Raw genomic sequence first — 17,503 nt, 5'->3', positions numbered from 1 at the left:
CATTTCATATTCCAGTTTTTGTCCGTTGGTTTTAATTAAAAATTGGAGATAAAGTCGATAAGGTTTAATTCATATGTCCCTTACTAAGAAAATCTTAGTTATTTGCTGCATAATTGTATCCATTTTTAGCGTAATACAAGCGAGTATTGCTATTAATCGAATTCAAGCACAAATAATGGAAAATATTTCCATTTCAAATAGCCTCTATGTAAGAAGAAATGCAGAAGCTATTGGAGAGTGGTTTGGTCAAAGAATTACGGTATTACAAGCTTTTTCCTCTGCGCTAGACAGAATTGAAGACTCATCTGTACTCATCGGTGAGCTCGATACAGTAGGTCGGGCAGGAGAGTTTGGCTCGGTGTTGTTCAGTACGCCCAATGGTGACACTTATAGAGCTGAAGGTTTAAATACCAAGGAGAATTATGATCCAACGATACGTCCTTGGTATAAGAATGCACTGTCGAGGGATACTGTATATCTTAGCCAGCCCTATGTTGGGTCCTCTAGTGGAAAACTAATTACAACCGTATCAAAAAAAATATTATCTGGTAGCAAGTTACGCGGAGTGGCGATGGCTTCTATTCCACTGGATAAAATTAATAACGACATCCTTTCTGTGAAAGTTCCAGGTGATGGCTTTTCAGTCTTGTTTTCTGAAGACGGTAAGATCATCTCTCATTCTAGTAAGTTTAAAGAAGATGAGATCTTTGCATCGGTTAGAAATAATTCTTCTGTTAAAACACTCATTGAGCAACAAGACAGTGAGCAGTTAGTTCCGATATCTATCAATGGAATTGATTACTTAAGTACTATTTCATCAGTACCTAATACCAATTGGTACTTGGTTATGATGAGTCAGAAATCATTATTGTTAGAACCGGTTAAAGAGTTATTAATATATCAGGCGATAGCAACGGTAATTATTATATTAGTATCTATCATTATGCTGACAATGGTATTGAGATATTTGTTGTCAAACCTAAAAACAGTTGCTACTGAGCTAGATAAAATTGCTTGTGGAGAGGGTGATTTAACCGCATATATTCACTCTAAAGGTAACGATGAAGTTGGAAAACTAGCAATAAGTTTTAACCTATTTGTCAAAAAAATGCATAGTTTAATATTATCTATCAGCCAGCTTTCAGAAGAAGTTCAGGAGCAAGCGGAAATTATTTCTGATGCTTCCAGTGAGAGGCAAGCGATGATCAGCAATCAGCAGGCTGAGGTCATCATGGTTGCAAGCGCGATGACAGAAATGTCCGCAACCACAGATAATATTGCCGATAATGCTGAACACGCAGCAGAACGCATGCGTGAAATGACGGACGTTAGCCAAAACGCGAATGATTTAGTCTATAAAAGTCAGGCATCAATTAGCGAACTGTTGGAAGAGGTTCAAAACGCAGGTTCCGTAGTAGATGCGCTGCATAAACAGGGTGAGAGAATAACTCTGATTGTTTCGGCAATAAATGAGATTGCTGAACAAACTAACTTATTGGCACTAAACGCTGCAATTGAAGCTGCCAGAGCGGGTGAGCAGGGTAGAGGATTTGCTGTAGTTGCGGATGAAGTAAGAAGCTTATCTTTGAAGACTCGAAACTCTACAGAAGAAATTAGTCAAATGATCAGTCAACTGCAAAATACTGCTATGAAAGCGGTTAACGGAATGAATCATTGCCATGAGTTAGCAGAGCAAAGTGTGAAGAATACCAGTGACGCAGTGGATGTGTTTTCTGTCATTCGTAGCTCTGCAGTCGATATCAATAATATGTTTACTCACATTGCTACAGCAGCAGAACAGCAGGCGGCGGTAAGCCGTGAAATCAATAGTAATACTGAGTTGATCAAACAAATTTCCGACCAGTTAAATGAGGAAGCATGCAAAGGTGCTGAACATTCTATGGTGTTAAATAGGTTTGCTCATGAACTGACAGAACAGGTCCACAAGTTCAAAGTTTAGGTCGCCAATAGCCTTAGTTTTCATCTCCTCTAGCCTAAATTACTCAAGAGTCTTCGCTAATCATGTTACTAGCGAAGACTTTAATTTATTGGTCAAACCATAACTTTATTGGTTAAACATAGGCGACGTTCGCATATGGAAGGCGTCGTGCGCGAACAAATAAGTAAGCCCTCTATTTTTCTGACTGTGTATCTTGAACTCATGTGAAATAGCTCATTAAGCTGAATCAATCATGATGCTCTGTGTCTTCTGAAGTAGTAGGTGGTCTGATGGTAGTGAGTATTCTCAGTGGTAATAGAATAATCCAGTACTTTTCCATTTCGAGATTGACTAATAGAAGTCACTTGCATTGCTAATGTTCCGGGAGCAATTTCCATATGGGTGGCGATCGCCTCTGGTACTTGATATGGCGTAAAGGTGAAATAGTTGCCTTCTATGACTAGCCCCATCTCTTCTTCGATATATTGAAACTTAGAGTTTTCCATATGAGAAACGGACAATGTCGGGTATAGCTTTACGGGTAAAAATGATTCTTCATAATGCACGGGGTGTTTATCGACATAACGGATTCTGATTATGTAATAGATAGATTCTCCGGGATTAATTTTGAGTCTGCGAGCGACACTGGAAGGGCAAGGAATAACTGAAAAACCGATGACTTTACTGGTTAGTTTTTTTGTTGTTTTTGTAATTTGTTCGGTAAGGCTATTCAACCCTTTATTCTCGAAAGTCACATCCTTGTCTATGATGTAACAGCCGCTGCCATGTTTTCTTTCCAACATCCCCTCATCAACGAGCGTATCAATTGCTCTTCTGACGGTCATCCTGGCTACCCCATATTCTTCAGCGAGTTTCTTTTCACTAGGAAGCGGTTGGTTGAGTTGAAATTCCTCTGAATTAATTCGGTTTCTAATCTGATTAGCAAGAAAAATGTAGATCACTTTTATACCTATTTTTTTGATGGTATCTATTAATTTTTGTCCGTTTTTCTCTTGAATTTATTTTTAATTCAATGAGTTATTTTTATTCATTTATTACTTTTATGTAAGTTGTCTAATTTCTTCACTGTATGTATACAAAATGTTCAGAGATATAAAAGTGATGAGGTTCACGAAGCATATTCCCCGCGATGTTTTGGCAAAACTAAATTGCCTACTGTTTCCCTGCTGGCTGGCAAATCGGATCAATTTGAATCTTAAAAATTGAGTGAAACAAAAACAAAGATAGATAGAGATATAGATATGTTAAAAGCACTGCAAAGATTCGGGGGTGCAATGTTTACTCCCGTGCTTTTGTTCCCATTTGCGGGGATAGTGGCGGGTATATCAATCCTGTTTACCAATCCAAGCCTGATGGGTTCACTAGCGAATCCAGATACTATTTGGTTCAAACTGTGGATGATTGTTCAGGAAGGAGCCTGGACAGTGTTTCGCAATATGCCAATCCTGTTTGCCATTGGTCTGCCAATTGGTTTGGCTAAAAAGGCACAAGCACGAGCCTGTATGGCTGTCATAGTGTCTTATATGACATTTAACTACTACATCGCTGCAATTCTAACTACTTGGGGTGCAGATTTTGGTGTGGACTTTAGCCAACCGATTGGTGGGCTTAGCGGTTTGACCATGATTGCTGGCGTGAAAACTCTTGATACCAGCATTATTGGCTCTATTTTCATAGCTGGCGTTGTAACTTATATCCACAACCGCTTCTTTGACAAGCAACTGCCTGATTATCTGGGGATCTTTCAGGGGGCTGCATTTGTCACTATGATCAGCTTTATTGCTATGCTGCCGTTGGCGTTTATGACGGCCATGATTTGGCCGCAAGTTCAAATTGGCATTGGTTCCCTGCAAGTGTTCCTAAGTCATGCTGGTGCTTTTGGCGTTTGGCTTTATACCTTTTTGGAACGCATTCTAATCCCGACCGGCTTGCATCACTTTATTTATGGCCCTTTCATTTTCGGACCAGCAGCGGTAGAAGGAGGCATTCAGGCCTACTGGCTACAGCATATTGGCGAGTTCGCTCAATCCACTCAACCTCTTATCGAACAATTTCCACAAGGCGGTTTTGCTCTGCATGGTAACTCAAAGATATTTGGTGCCATCGGTATTGCTGCCGCAATGATTGCTACTGCCGCGCCGGAGAACAAACACAAAGTTCAAGGTTTGTTGATCCCAGCCGCTTTAACTGCCGTCTTGGTGGGTATCACCGAACCTCTTGAGTTCACTTTCTTGTTTATCGCTCCATACCTATTTGGTATTCACGCTTTGCTTGCTGCAACGATGGCAGCAGTGATGTTCATGTTCGGTGTGGTCGGCAATATGGGCGGTGGCGTATTGGAAATCGCTGCGATGAACTGGTTACCAATGTTTGAGAATCACTCAATGATGATGGTAACGCAATTGTTGATTGGTTGCGGTTTCACAGCCATTTACTTCTTCACCTTTAAGTATCTGATTCTACGCTTTGATATTAAAACTCCAGGTCGGGATGCGAAGGAAGATGAGATCAAACTGTTTTCAAAAGCTGAATATCGCAACCGAAGAAATGGCCAATCTGATGGAGTTGAAAGTACTGACGACCCGCGCGACCTTCAGGCTCTACAGTTGCTGGAAGCTCTGGGGGGCATGGACAACATCGAAGAGATCAATAACTGCGCGACCCGCTTACGTATCAGTGTGAGAGACCCAAGCCTGCTGATGACGGACTCAGTATTTTGTCAGTCAGGTGCTCACGCAGTAGTGCGTAATAAAGACGCCATTCAGATTGTTATTGGATTATCGGTTTCTCAAGTGCGGGATCGTATGGAAAAGCTAATGGAAAGCCCTGTTGCTGTTACAGCTTAAATAAAGTTAATCACTAAAGTCACAAATTAAAAAACTTAGCTACTGATGTTTTAATGGAGATCAATATGAAAAAGCATTCTGTATTAGTTGCCGGTGGCGGCAGCACATTTACCCCAGGCATTGTATTAATGTTATTGGATAATCTAGACCGTTTCCCTATAAGAAGCCTCAAGTTCTATGATAATGACGGCGCAAGACAGGAAATTGTCGCAGAAGCATGTAAAGTTTTACTAAAAGAAAAAGCGCCACAAATAGAGTTTACTTACACCACAGAGCCTGAAGTGGCATTTACAGATGTCGACTTTGTCATGGCGCATATCCGTGTTGGTAAATATCCGATGCGCGAGTTGGATGAAAAAATTCCACTTAAATATGGTGTCGTCGGTCAGGAAACCTGTGGTCCGGGTGGTATCGCTTATGGCATGCGCTCTATTGGAGGTGTTCTGGAGTTGGTGAAATATATGGAGAAATATTCACCCAACGCTTGGATGCTAAATTACTCTAACCCTGCTGCCATCGTTGCAGAGGCAACACGAGTACTGTGCCCGAACAGTAAAATTCTGAACATTTGTGATATGCCAATAGGTATCGAGAACCGTATGGCAAATATTCTGGGCATGGAATCCCGTAAAGAATTAGAAGTGATGTACTACGGTTTAAATCACTTTGGCTGGTGGAAGAGTATCACCAATAAAAACGGTGAAGATATGATGCCGGCTCTCAAAGAGTACGTCGGCAAGCATGGTTATGTGCCACCGACTGCGGAAGGTGGGCAGCACGTAGAAGCTAGTTGGAATGATACTTTTGCTAAGGCTAAAGATGTGTATGCATTGGATCCAGAGACATTACCAAATACCTATCTGAAGTATTATCTGTTCCCTGATTATGTGGTTGAGCATTCAAATCCGGACTACACCCGTGCAAATGAAGTGATGGATAACCGTGAGAAGCTGGTCTTCAGTGAGTGTCGTAAGATCATTCAGCAGGGGAATAGCGAAGGTTGTGAGCTTGAGGTGGATGAGCACGCTTCCTACATTGTGGATTTGGCCAGAGCGATCGCTTTCAATACCAAAGAGCGCATGCTACTGATTGTGGAAAACAAGGGTGCAATTGAAAACTTTGATTCCACAGCTATGGTGGAAATTCCATGTCTTGTCGGTAGCAATGGCCCAGAGCCGTTGAGAGTTGGAAGCATCCCTCAATTCCAGTTTGGTATGATGAGTCAGCAAGTATCCGTAGAAAAACTGGTTGCGGAAGCTTGGACTGAACAATCGTATCAGAAGTTGTGGCAGGCAATCACATTATCTAAGACAGTGCCAAGTGCAACAGTAGCCAAGCTAATATTGGATGACCTTATTGAAGCAAATAAGGCTTATTGGCCTGAACTTCACTAAACGAGCGTAAACAAAAGGAGTGCCTATGTAGGCACTCCTTTTTTGTCGTTGATGTTTCCGCTTATTAATCTGTATTTACGAGTCAATATATTTAGCAGAAACAGACTGTATTACGCTTTAGCAAACAGGTAAGTACGGTAACCACCAAGTAGGTTACGTGCTTTATAGCCGTTATTCACTAGCTGACGATACGCCACGTATCCACGCAGACCTACCTGACAGTAGATGATAATCTCTTTGTCTTTTGGCAGCTCATCCATACGTTGACGAAGTTGGTCAACAGGAATGTTAACTGCACCCGGTAGATAACCGTTTTGTAGTTCACCTGGGTTACGAACGTCTAGCAACAATTGGTCTTCTGTAAGGTTATCAATCTCATCAAAGTGAATCGCAGTTGAATCGCCTTTGATTAGGTTGTTTGCCACGAATGCCGCTTGGTTGATGACGTCTTTCGCACTGCCGTATGGTGGCGCGTAGGTCAGCTCTAAGTGCTGTAGCTGCTCTACTGTCATACCTGCACGTTGAGCAACAGCCATCACGTCGATACGTTTGTCGATGCCATCTTTACCCACCGCTTGCGCACCGAAGATTTTGCCTGATTTAGGATCGAACAACATTTTGAACGAAACCACTTCAGCACCTGGGTAGTAGCTCGCGTGGCTGGCAGTGTGTACGTACACTTTTTGGTACTCAACGCCTTCACGTTTTAGCTGCTTCTCGTTCTTACCGGTTGAAGCGACTGCCAAATCGAAGATCTTACATATCGCAGTACCTTGAGTACCTTGGTAAGTTTCTTTGCGGCCTAACATGTTATCTGCTGCCATACGACCTTGACGGTTTGCTGGTCCTGCTAGAGGAACCATAGTTTGTTTACCCGTCACGAAGTCTTTCTCTTCGATAGCATCACCAACCGCGTAGATAGACGGATCGCTGGTTTGCATGTACTCGTTAGTATAAATACCACCAAGCTCACCAATTTGCAGACCTGCTTCTGACGCTAATTTGGTTTCAGGACGCACACCAATCGCCATGATCAGAATATCAGTGGTGAGTGTATCGCCATCGCTTAGCGTCAACTCAAGTTCACCATTAATGTGCTGATGTTCTTTCTGACCTGAGTCCATGCTCGCTAGTGAAGTCGTTGGTTTGAATTCAACCGCTTTCAATGCCGTGCCTAAACGTAAATCGATACCTTTAGCGCGGATCTCTGCGTGAGCAAAACCAGCCATTTCGCGGTCTACAGGCGTCATCACTTGGTCTGCCATTTCTAGCAAAGTCGTTTTAATGCCAAGTTGATGGAACGCTTCCATCATTTCCAAACCGATAAAACCGCCACCCACAACCGTTGCGTGGTCAACTTGGTTGGTATTAATGGTTTGGATAATCTTATCCATATCTGGAATATTGCGCAGTGAATGCGTCAATGGGTTATCTAGCCCCGGAATTGGCGGAACAATCGGACCCGCACCTGGGCTTAGAAGCAGAAAATCATAGCTTTCTGTGTATTCAGTTTGATCGAGAAGATTACGCACAGTAATGGTTTTTTCTGCGCGATTAATGCGGAGCACTTCATTCATTACGCGAACATCAACGTTAAAGCGAGCTAAGAAACTCTCTGGCGTTTGAAGTAGAAGATTGCCGCGTTCTTTGATGTCTCCACCGATGTGATATGGTAATCCGCAGTTGGCGAAAGAGACGAACGGCCCACGTTCAAACATAATAATTTGTGCATCTTCGCTTAAACGACGAGCACGAGCCGCGGCAGAAGCACCACCTGCAACACCACCAATGATCACAATCTTAGTCATAATTTACTCCAAGTTTTGTTCTGGCTCGCAGGGCTAACAAAGCACTTTGTCAGCCTTGTGACGAGCGACTAACGTAAGCCTAATTTTTTCAGAAAATAAACTGCTGGACATATCCCTGTGAAGGCACTTTGAATCAGGTTGGCACCGACAAATACCGTCAACCAAACAAAGTTAGGGTGGACGAATGCAGTCAAAATTACTGAGATCAGTATCATACTGCCCGCTAATAGTCTTACACCGTTTTCAATAGTCATAATATTACCCTCCGTTGGATTACTGAGCTCACTATAGAACCATTTATTAGATATGTCTAATGTTAATTTATCTAATTTTTGTGATGCTAAATAAGCATTGACTAATGTAGTTTTATTAGTAAAATCTAATTCATCGAGTTAAATGAGGGTAAGACGATGGAAGCTGTCGACATTAATACAATGAAGCAAAATGCAGCGGAAGTGTCTGAACTGCTAAGAATTATGGCGCATCCAGAGCGCTTAATGGTTTTATGCCAACTGACAAAAGGTGAAGTCGGTGTGGGTATGTTGCAACAAGGCTCAGCATTGAGCCAGTCTGCTTTTTCTCAACACTTAACCGTGTTACGTAAACATGGTCTTATCAAGGCTCGTAAAGAGTCACAACAAGTGTTTTATTCACTCGCAGACAACCGTGTAACACAACTGATTCAAAGTCTACAAACGACATTTTGTGGATAATAATTTTCAATTTAAAACTTAATCTATAGAGGTAGTTATGGCGTTTTCCATTCCATGGGAATCTTTAGCCGGAGGCATATTATTAGGTATTTCAGCGACATTGATGTTGCTAATGAACGGAAAAGTAGCAGGTATCAGCGGTATTTTAACTGGCTTGATGACACCAAAAACGGAAGACTTCGCTTGGCGACTATTGTTTGCTCTGGGGATGATTTCTGGTGGTGTACTGGCTGCGTTGATGCTCGGTGGAGAAGCTCCTGTTCAGTTCGAAACAAGTAGTGCGATGCTCGCAATGGCGGGTCTATTAGTTGGCGTTGGTACCCGTTTAGGTAACGGATGTACTAGCGGACATGGTATCTGTGGCATCGGGCGTTTATCTAAACGTTCTATCGTCGCTACCTGCGTATTTATGGCAGTAGCAGCAGTAACGGTGTTTGTCCGTTTCCATGTTCTTTAATTTTAGCTTTTAGAGCTAAAACATAAGTTTAAAACTCAGTGAGTTAAAAACCAGATTGGTTTAAGAATTGGGTTTATTTAAAACTAATAGGTGCATTCAAATGAATAATATGTTGTTTCGATTAACGTCTCTGTTGGCTGGCGCGTTGTTTGGTATTGGTATGATCATTTCTGGCATGGCAGACCCTGCAAAAGTGTTGGGTTTCCTTGATGTCGCTGGAAATTGGGATCCGAGTTTGATGTTTGTCATGGGTGGCGCACTGATGGTGTTTATGCCTGCTTACTTCTTACTGATTAAGCCAAAACAAAAGCCAGTGAATGCTGAAACATTCTGTTTAGCCACGAACAAAACAGTGGATGGTCGTTTACTTAGCGGTGCGGCGATCTTCGGCTTGGGTTGGGGGATGGCGGGTATTTGCCCGGGACCTGTGGTTTCAAGCCTAGCTCTGGGTAATTCAGGCGCTTGGATTTTCTTCGCTTGCATGATGGTTGGTCTAGGTGCAACGAACTTATTGATCTGTATTAATAATAGTAAACATGCTGAATCACAAACTGCTTAGTCACACTATGCTATTAGTGGTATAGGAATCGAGTATAGGTAACGACTTATACAAACGAAACTTATATAAATGAAATAGTAGCTAGCGGTATCTAAGCACTAAGGAGAGTGACTTATGAGATGGTTAACTTTGAGTATTGCTGCGGCACTCGCCAGCACTGGCTATGCGAATGCAGAACAACCCAGTGAACGTTACATCGTAAAGAGTGAGTCACTCGCGCAAGTTGTGCAACTTGATGGCGTGGTTCAGCCCATTAATCAAGGTACGGTAGCTTCACAAACATCGGGCCGCATTGTTGGCTTAAATGTCGATGTGAATGACTACGTGAAAAAAGGAACGGTACTGTTGGAAATCAGCGCCGTTCAGCAATCCGCTTCTTTAGATGCTGCTCAGGCTCAGTTGGCAAGTGCGATTGCGCAAGACAGAGAAGCCCAAGCGCAAGTGAAACGCTATCGTCAACTTTTCCCCAAAGGTGCGATTTCACAAGATGTGATGGATTCTGCTGAAGCTAGAGCTCGCAGTGCATCTGCAGCGGTGAAATCCGCTCAAGCAGCGGTTGCTCAGGCCAAAGAATCTCTTGGCTATACCAGTGTGGCCGCGCCTTATGACGGTGTTGTTACCCAAAGGCACGTTGAACTGGGTGAAACCGTTGCTCCGGGAACCCCGCTTGTCAGTGGCTTCTCGATTGATAAACTTCGTGTTGAGACTGAAATACCTCAGCGTTACCAACCCGCAGTGTCTGACGTTGCTCAATTTGAAGTCGTTTCGCCTCAAGGTGAACGTATACTTCCGACGCAGTACAGCTTGTTTAGCTACGCGGATCCGCAATCTCACACCTTTAAAATCCGTCTTAACTTACCCGAAGATATCTCGACTTTTGTTCCGGGCATGTGGGTGAAGACTGAATTCCATTACGGCAACAGAGACACGATTCTGATTCCGAACAGTTCAGTGGTTCGCAGAGCCGAGCTGAGTTCTGTCTACCGAATTCAGGATGACAGCCGCGTGCTTAATCCAGTGCGATTAGGACAAACTTACGGCGACTACACCGAAGTGTTGTCTGGCCTTGAAGAAGGCGACGTCATTTCGACTACCGCTCTTAACGCAGAAGGTAAGTAATTATGGACAAACGACTCGGCATTTCGGGTCGCATTGCCGCGGCCTTCCAAAATTCTGCTATGACACCTTTGCTCGCTTTAGTCGGGCTTTTGATGGGGCTTTTCGCGGTCATTGTGACGCCAAAAGAAGAAGAGCCTCAAATAGATGTGACATTTGCAGACGTTTATATTCCATTCCCCGGCGCTTCTCCTGCTGAGGTTGAAAGCTTAGTAACCACGCCTGCGGAGCAAGTGATCTCTGAAATTCAGGGTATAGATAAGATCTACTCTTTCTCTCAGCCTGACGGCGCGATGATTGTTGCCATATTTGATGTTGGTGTAACGCGCAATGACGCTGTGGTTCGTATCTACAATAAACTGTATTCCAACAAGGACTGGATGCCTCAAGGTGTTGGGGTAGGCGAACCTATTATTAAACCCAAGGGCATTGAAGATGTGCCTATTGTGACCATCACTTTGGCGGATAAGAGCGGTGAGTTTGATCAGCAACAGCTGACTCAAGTCGCTCACGGTTTAGAAACCGAACTGAAGCGCATTGATGGTACTCGCGATATTTACACTGTGGGTGGGCATAACACCATCGTTGATGTGCGTCTTGACCCGGTGAAAATGAACAGCTTTGGTATCACGCTTGATCAACTGAATCAGCATCTGCCTTCAGCGAATTCAAGTTCGACCATGCTGTCACTTACTCATGATAACCAACAATTTCCGGTTCAAGTCGGTCAGTTCCTCACTCGTGTGGAAGAAGTCAAACAACTGGTTGTTGGCTTACATAACAATACCCCTGTGTATCTGGAAGATATCGCGACTGTGAAATTTGGCGTCAACACACCAACGCAAAATGTTTGGACCAGTGATAAACAAGGTATTTATCCAGCGGTGACGTTGGCGATTGCCAAAAAAGGTGGTGAAAACGCAGTAAATGTAGCGAACGCTATCGAGTCTCGCTTGGTTGAGTTAGAAAACCAGCTTATTCCTCAAGGTATTGATGTTGATATTACCCGTGACTACGGTAAAACCGCCGCGGATAAAAGTAATACTCTGATTGGTAAACTAGCGTTTGCGACCACTGCGGTGGTTATCTTGGTGGTACTAACCATGGGTTGGCGCGAAGCAGCGGTAGTAGGCTTAGCGATTGTGGTTACTTTGATGATCACGCTATTTGCTTCATGGGCATGGGGTTTTACACTCAACCGAGTCTCATTGTTCGCTCTGATATTCTCAATCGGTATTCTGGTCGATGATGCGATTGTGGTGGTGGAAAACATTCACCGACATATGGCAATGGGTAAGCAAAAGCTGAGCGCGTTGATCCCACCAGCGGTTGATGAAGTTGGTGGGCCAACCATTCTCGCGACATTAACGGTCATTGCGGCACTCTTACCTATGGCATTTGTGTCTGGTTTGATGGGGCCGTATATGAGCCCGATTCCGATCAATGCATCTATGGGTATGCTGATTTCATTAGCGGTGGCATTTATTGTTTCGCCATGGCTTGCTGGGCATTTCTTGAAACCCGCGGCGCATGGTCATCAAGAAGGCGGTGCAACGAACACAGTGTTCCATCGCATCATGACTCCGTTTGTGACGGCGAAAAATCAGGGGCGTAATCGTTTTATGCTGCTGTTGGCTATTCTGGCTTTGATTGCTGGATCAATGCTGCTACCTGTGTTTCAAGCGGTTGTATTGAAGATGCTGCCGTTTGATAACAAATCAGAGTTTCAAGTTGTGCTGGATATGCCGGAAGGTACGTCTTTGGAGAGAACTCAGCGCGTGTTGTTCGACATGGGCGCAGAGCTGAACAAAGTGCCAGAGATGGAAAGTTACCAAATCTACGTGGGAACAGCAGCGCCGATTAACTTCAACGGTTTGGTTCGTCACTACTTTATGCGCAATCAAGCGAATCAGGGCGACATTCAGGTTAACCTTGCTGGACGTAAAGAGCGTGATCGAGACAGCCATGAAATCGCCAGCTCCATACGCTCTGTATTAAAAGCTGTCGCAGATAAATTTGGCGGTAAGGTGAAAGTGGTTGAAGTACCACCGGGTCCTCCTGTCTGGTCTCCGATATTGGCCGAAGTTTATGGCCCAACGCCGGAAATTCGTAATGCAGCCGCAAGACAAGTCAGAGAAGTGTTCCGCACTACTCAGGATATTGTCGATGTGGATATGTACCTGCCGGAGCTGCATCAGAAATGGCAAGTAGTGATCGACAGAAGCAAAGCATCTCACTACCAAGTGCCTTATGCTTCGATTGTTGATGCCTTGGCAACGTCGATTGGCGGAAAACCTGTGACTTATCTGCACAGTGAGCACAGTAAGTACCCAATTCCAATTCAGATTCAGGCGAGTGAAACGGCAAAAGTACGTTTAGAACAAGTGCTGAATATGAAAGTGGGCAGCATGACGGGTAGCGCTTATCCACTGTCTGACTTGGTGTCGGTTCGTCAAACACCTATGGAAGATTACATTGTGCATAAGAACCTTGTGCCTATGGTCATGGTCGTCGGTGACATGGCGGGAAATGTAGATAGCCCACTGTACGGTATGTTTAATGTGGGCAGTAAACTGGACAAAGCAATGGCAGTTGACCAGTACTACATCAATCAGCCAGATGGTTTAAACGGTATTTCTATACTGTGGGATGGTGAGTGGACAATCACTTATGAAACCTTCCGCGATATGGGTATCGCTTACGCTGTCGGTATGATTCTGATTTACCTGCTGGTTGTGGCGCAGTTTAAGTCGTATTTAGTGCCGTTGATCATCATGGCGCCAATCCCGCTCACCATAATTGGTGTGATGCCGGGGCACGCCTTATTAGGCGCACAGTTCACGGCGACTTCAATGATCGGCATGATTGCCTTAGCCGGTATTATCGTGCGTAACTCAATTTTGCTGGTGGACTTTATCAATCAACAAGTGGAAGAGGGTATCGAGTTCTCAGAAGCGGTGATTCAGTCGGCGGCGGTACGTGCCAAACCTATTATGCTGACAGCACTGGCTGCGATGATAGGCGCGGTATTTATTCTAGATGACCCGATCTTTAACGGTTTGGCTATCAGTTTGATTTTCGGGATATTCGTATCAACAATTTTGACCTTGTTGGTTATCCCTGTCCTATACTACGTAGTGATGAGAAAACGCTTCGAAAAAAGTCCTGTTTAGGTACAGGGATTTGTAGTTAGTTAACTTGTGTTAATGCCTCACAATGTAAGCCAATACAGAGTGAGGCATTTTTGTTTTTGTAACTGTTAAATCAACGTATCGTCTATTACTGTCTCTGACATCACCAGTTATCCATTACCAGTTGAGCTGAGACACAATAGGGCAGTGATCACTTAAGTGGTAGTTGAGAGCATCTTGGTCTTTATAGACCATTTGTTTGGGCGGTGTTGCGTTAAGTTTAGGGCTGACAATCATATGGTCAATCACGGAGCGAAACTGATGCAGCTGTGAAGCATCATTACGTTTGCGAACCTTGCATAAAGCCTGAGTATTGCGGGTTGCCAGTTCAGGTTTCTGTTTCAAACCCTGAGTAAACTCTTGCCACAACCAGTCGCCTTTAAAGCTCAGGTTATGATTGAAATCCCCCATAATCACATATTCCTGCCCCTGTTTTTCACGCTCTTTAATCCAACGGTTAAGACTTTTTCCTTGTGCTAACAGAGTCTGACAAGTCTCTTTCTGAGAATAGAATTTTCCTACACAACCCGCTTTGAGGTGTAATGAAAGTGCGTGGACAGGTGTGGCACTATCAGGGTAGAGAATGACATAAGAAGCAAACCTTAGTTTGTGATTAGCTTTGCCGTACAAGTCGAGGTCTTTGGGATCAGAAAAAGGCACGTTATTACGAATCGCAAAGCCCGTGTATTGATTAATGTCTGAAAACTGGTGGCTAGCATATTTTGGCATCTTTCTGTCCGACAGAACGACAGTGTATTCGGGTTGGCTTACTCGCTTAAAAGCGTCGATGCTATCGACTTCCTGAAAAGCAATCACATCCGCATTGAGTTTCTCAAAATAGCCTTTCAGGGCAGAAAAATCGTCATTGTTTCGCTTCCCTTCATAGACATTATGGTTTGGATTGACGGTGAGCCATTCCATATTCCAAGTGCTCATGGTTAATTTTTCAGCATGCGCAGTGAGTGGCATCACTAAGGAAATCACACTTACAAATAGAGCATAAAATAGGCGCATTTTTTCAATCCTTGTGTCGTGTCTTTTATCGAGATTTCGTCAGCGCTTAATCTATCAGGCTTCCTAAAAAATCAACAACGGATATCACAATTTTTGCGGTTTGCAGCATTTCTTACGAGTTTGAGATCTTGAGCTGTAAGTTTGAATCAATTCTGCTCGGTGGTCCAAATCCATTGATCTATATCAATACTCCAACTTGATGTCGGAGGTTAAATACGCCACAACATATAGTGTCAGTTGGATAATAAAAAGCCCTATATAGTGTGTTTGTGGATAAGTCTGTGAGTATGCTGGGGTAAGGAGAAATTTTGAAACCTATCGTGATCAAACGTGATGGCTCTAAAGCCCCGTTTAACAGGGATCGTATTCAATCTGCAGTTGAAAGTGCCGCAGATCATGTGGATAAAGAGTTGGCTATTTACGCTCTTAATGTAGCACTTGCTGTTGAACTGAAATTGAAAGATTACGAAGAAGTTCACATCGCCGAAATTCAGACGATGGTAGAGAACGAGCTAATGCAAGGTCCGTACAAAGCATTAGCTCGTTCATACATTGAATATCGCCATGACCGCGATATTTCTCGTGAAAAGCAAAGCGCGTTGACCAGAGAAATTGAAGGCTTAATTCAAGAAAGCAACGCCGATCTGCTAAACGAAAATGCCAACAAAGATGGCAAAGTGATTCCAACACAGCGTGACCTGTTAGCAGGTATCGTTGCTAAGCACTATGCGAAAACTCGCATCCTGCCTCGTGACATCGTTCAGGCTCATGAAGAAGGTGATATTCACTATCATGACCTTGACTACGCACCATTCTTCCCGATGTTTAACTGCATGCTGATCGACTTACAGGGCATGCTGACACACGGTTTTAAAATGGGTAATGCGGAAATTGATACACCAAAATCAATTTCGACTGCGACAGCGGTAACCGCTCAAATCATCGCTCAGGTTGCAAGCCATATCTACGGTGGTACTACAATCAACCGTATCGATGAAATTCTTGCGCCTTACGTGGCAGCAAGCTACGAGAAACATTTAGAAATCGCTAAAGAGTGGGATATTCACAGCCCTGAAGAGTTCGCTAAAGCACGTACTGAGAAAGAGTGTTATGACGCATTCCAGTCTCTCGAATACGAAGTAAACACTCTTCACACGGCGAATGGTCAAACACCATTTGTAACGTTTGGTTTTGGCTTAGGTACTTGTTGGGAATCGCGCTTAATTCAGAAGTCTATTTTGAAAAACCGTATAGCGGGCTTGGGTAAAAACCGCAAAACAGCGGTGTTCCCTAAACTGGTCTTCGCGATTAAAGACGGCTTGAACCACAAGAAAGCCGATCCAAACTACGACATCAAACAGCTTGCGCTGGAATGTGCGTCTAAACGTATGTATCCCGACATTCTGAACTACGACAAAGTAGTAGAGGTTACGGGATCATTTAAAACTCCAATGGGCTGCCGTAGCTTCCTGAATACATACGAAGAAAATGGTGAACTTGTTCATGAAGGTCGTAATAACCTTGGTGTAGTGAGCTTGAACCTGCCTCGTATTGCTTTGAAAGCGAATGGTGACTTAGATAAGTTCTACGAACTGTTGGACGGCAAATTGAAACTGGCTCGCCGTGCGCTTGAAACTCGTATCAGCCGTTTAGAGAAAGTGAAAGCTCGTGTTGCTCCAATTCTGTATATGGAAGGCGCGTGTGGTGTTCGTCTAAAAGCTAACGACTCCATTACTGAGATTTTCAAAAACGGTCGTGCATCCATCTCTCTTGGTTATATCGGTGTGCATGAAACGATTACTGCACTGTTTGGTGCGGACGAGCATGTGTATGACGATGCAACTCTACGTCAACACGCAATTGATATTATCCAACGCTTGCGTGAAGCCGTTGACCAATGGAAAGAAGAAACAGGTTATGCATTTAGTCTGTACGGTACACCTAGCGAAAACTTATGTAGCCGCTTCTGCCGTATCGATGCAAAAGAGTTTGGTGTTATTGAAGGTGTCACTGACAAAGGCTATTACACCAACAGCTTCCACTTGGATGTGCAAAAAACAGTAAACCCATACGATAAGATCGATTTTGAGATGCCTTACCCAGAAATTTCGAGCGGTGGCTTTATCTGTTACGGTGAGTTCCCGAACATGCAACGCAATATTGAAGCGTTAGAAAACGTCTGGGATTACAGCTACTCTCGAGTGCCTTATTACGGCACAAATACACCGATTGATGAGTGTTACGACTGTGGTTTTACTGGCGAATTTGAATGTACCAGCAAGGGCTTTGTATGTCCGAAGTGCGGCAACCATGATTCGTCTAAAGTATCAGTCACTCGTCGTGTATGCGGTTATTTGGGTAGCCCTGATGCTCGTCCGTTCAACTTCGGTAAACAAGAAGAAGTTAAACGTCGCGTTAAGCACCTTTAAACGAAATACGATTGAG

At 43.7% G+C, this 17,503-nt stretch carries 13 protein-coding genes; 9 read left to right on the top strand and 4 right to left on the bottom strand.

Annotation, left to right across the window (positions count from 1 at the left end; genetic code table 11):
* Positions 1-73 precede the first annotated feature (73 nt).
* On the top strand, positions 74-1,960 hold the full coding sequence (locus L3V23_RS08180; RefSeq protein ID WP_102965244.1) for a methyl-accepting chemotaxis protein: 1,887 nt from the start codon (positions 74-76) through the stop codon (positions 1,958-1,960).
* Between the two features lie 230 nt (positions 1,961-2,190).
* On the opposite strand, the gene L3V23_RS08175 is transcribed toward L3V23_RS08180, so the two are convergent.
* Positions 2,191-2,901: a GntR family transcriptional regulator gene (locus tag L3V23_RS08175; protein ID WP_102954263.1), complete on the bottom strand. Its 711-nt coding sequence runs from the start codon at positions 2,899-2,901 to the stop codon at positions 2,191-2,193.
* A 300-nt stretch (positions 2,902-3,201) separates the two neighbouring features.
* On the opposite strand from L3V23_RS08175, the gene L3V23_RS08170 reads away from it, so the two are divergent.
* Both L3V23_RS08170 and L3V23_RS08165 read left to right on the top strand, forming a co-directional pair.
* Positions 3,202-4,806: an alpha-glucoside-specific PTS transporter subunit IIBC gene (locus tag L3V23_RS08170; RefSeq protein WP_237292186.1), complete on the top strand. Its 1,605-nt coding sequence runs from the start codon at positions 3,202-3,204 to the stop codon at positions 4,804-4,806.
* 65 nt (positions 4,807-4,871) lie between these two features.
* Positions 4,872-6,200, top strand: coding sequence for a 6-phospho-alpha-glucosidase (locus L3V23_RS08165; RefSeq protein WP_237292185.1), 1,329 nt, complete (start codon positions 4,872-4,874; stop codon positions 6,198-6,200).
* Positions 6,201-6,310: 110 nt separating this feature from the next.
* Here L3V23_RS08165 and L3V23_RS08160 read toward each other — a convergent pair whose 3' ends face one another.
* Positions 6,311-8,008, bottom strand: coding sequence for an FAD-dependent oxidoreductase (locus L3V23_RS08160; RefSeq protein ID WP_237292184.1), 1,698 nt, complete (start codon positions 8,006-8,008; stop codon positions 6,311-6,313).
* A 68-nt stretch (positions 8,009-8,076) separates the two neighbouring features.
* Positions 8,077-8,262 (bottom strand): DUF2892 domain-containing protein, encoded by a 186-nt coding sequence (locus L3V23_RS08155; protein WP_042482844.1) that lies wholly within the window; start codon positions 8,260-8,262, stop codon positions 8,077-8,079.
* Between the two features lie 156 nt (positions 8,263-8,418).
* Between L3V23_RS08155 and L3V23_RS08150 the strand changes: the two genes are divergently transcribed.
* The 5 genes from L3V23_RS08150 (at position 8,419) to L3V23_RS08130 (ending at position 14,026) form a co-directional block, all read left to right on the top strand.
* Positions 8,419-8,721, top strand: coding sequence for a metalloregulator ArsR/SmtB family transcription factor (locus L3V23_RS08150; protein ID WP_042482847.1), 303 nt, complete (start codon positions 8,419-8,421; stop codon positions 8,719-8,721).
* Positions 8,722-8,758: 37 nt separating this feature from the next.
* Entirely contained in the window at positions 8,759-9,178 is a 420-nt protein-coding gene (locus tag L3V23_RS08145; RefSeq protein WP_237292183.1) for a YeeE/YedE family protein, read from the top strand.
* Positions 9,179-9,278: 100 nt separating this feature from the next.
* Entirely contained in the window at positions 9,279-9,737 is a 459-nt protein-coding gene (locus L3V23_RS08140) for a YeeE/YedE family protein (protein ID WP_237292182.1), read from the top strand.
* 114 nt (positions 9,738-9,851) lie between these two features.
* Entirely contained in the window at positions 9,852-10,856 is a 1,005-nt protein-coding gene (locus L3V23_RS08135; RefSeq protein WP_237292181.1) for an efflux RND transporter periplasmic adaptor subunit, read from the top strand.
* Between the two features lie 2 nt (positions 10,857-10,858).
* Positions 10,859-14,026: an efflux RND transporter permease subunit gene (locus tag L3V23_RS08130; RefSeq protein ID WP_237292180.1), complete on the top strand. Its 3,168-nt coding sequence runs from the start codon at positions 10,859-10,861 to the stop codon at positions 14,024-14,026.
* A gap of 135 nt (positions 14,027-14,161) precedes the next feature.
* On the opposite strand, the gene L3V23_RS08125 is transcribed toward L3V23_RS08130, so the two are convergent.
* On the bottom strand, positions 14,162-15,058 hold the full coding sequence (locus L3V23_RS08125) for an endonuclease/exonuclease/phosphatase family protein (RefSeq protein ID WP_237292179.1): 897 nt from the start codon (positions 15,056-15,058) through the stop codon (positions 14,162-14,164).
* A gap of 308 nt (positions 15,059-15,366) precedes the next feature.
* Between L3V23_RS08125 and nrdD the strand changes: the two genes are divergently transcribed.
* Entirely contained in the window at positions 15,367-17,487 is a 2,121-nt protein-coding gene (nrdD, locus tag L3V23_RS08120; RefSeq protein ID WP_102942185.1) for an anaerobic ribonucleoside-triphosphate reductase, read from the top strand.
* Positions 17,488-17,503: the final 16 nt, after the last annotated feature.

The sequence above is a fragment of the Vibrio sp. A1-b2 genome (assembly GCF_021726015.1).
GTDB lineage: Bacteria > Pseudomonadota > Gammaproteobacteria > Enterobacterales > Vibrionaceae > Vibrio > Vibrio diazotrophicus.
Note: the sequence above shows the minus strand (reverse complement) of the source record. Positions and strands in the feature narration are given on the sequence as shown.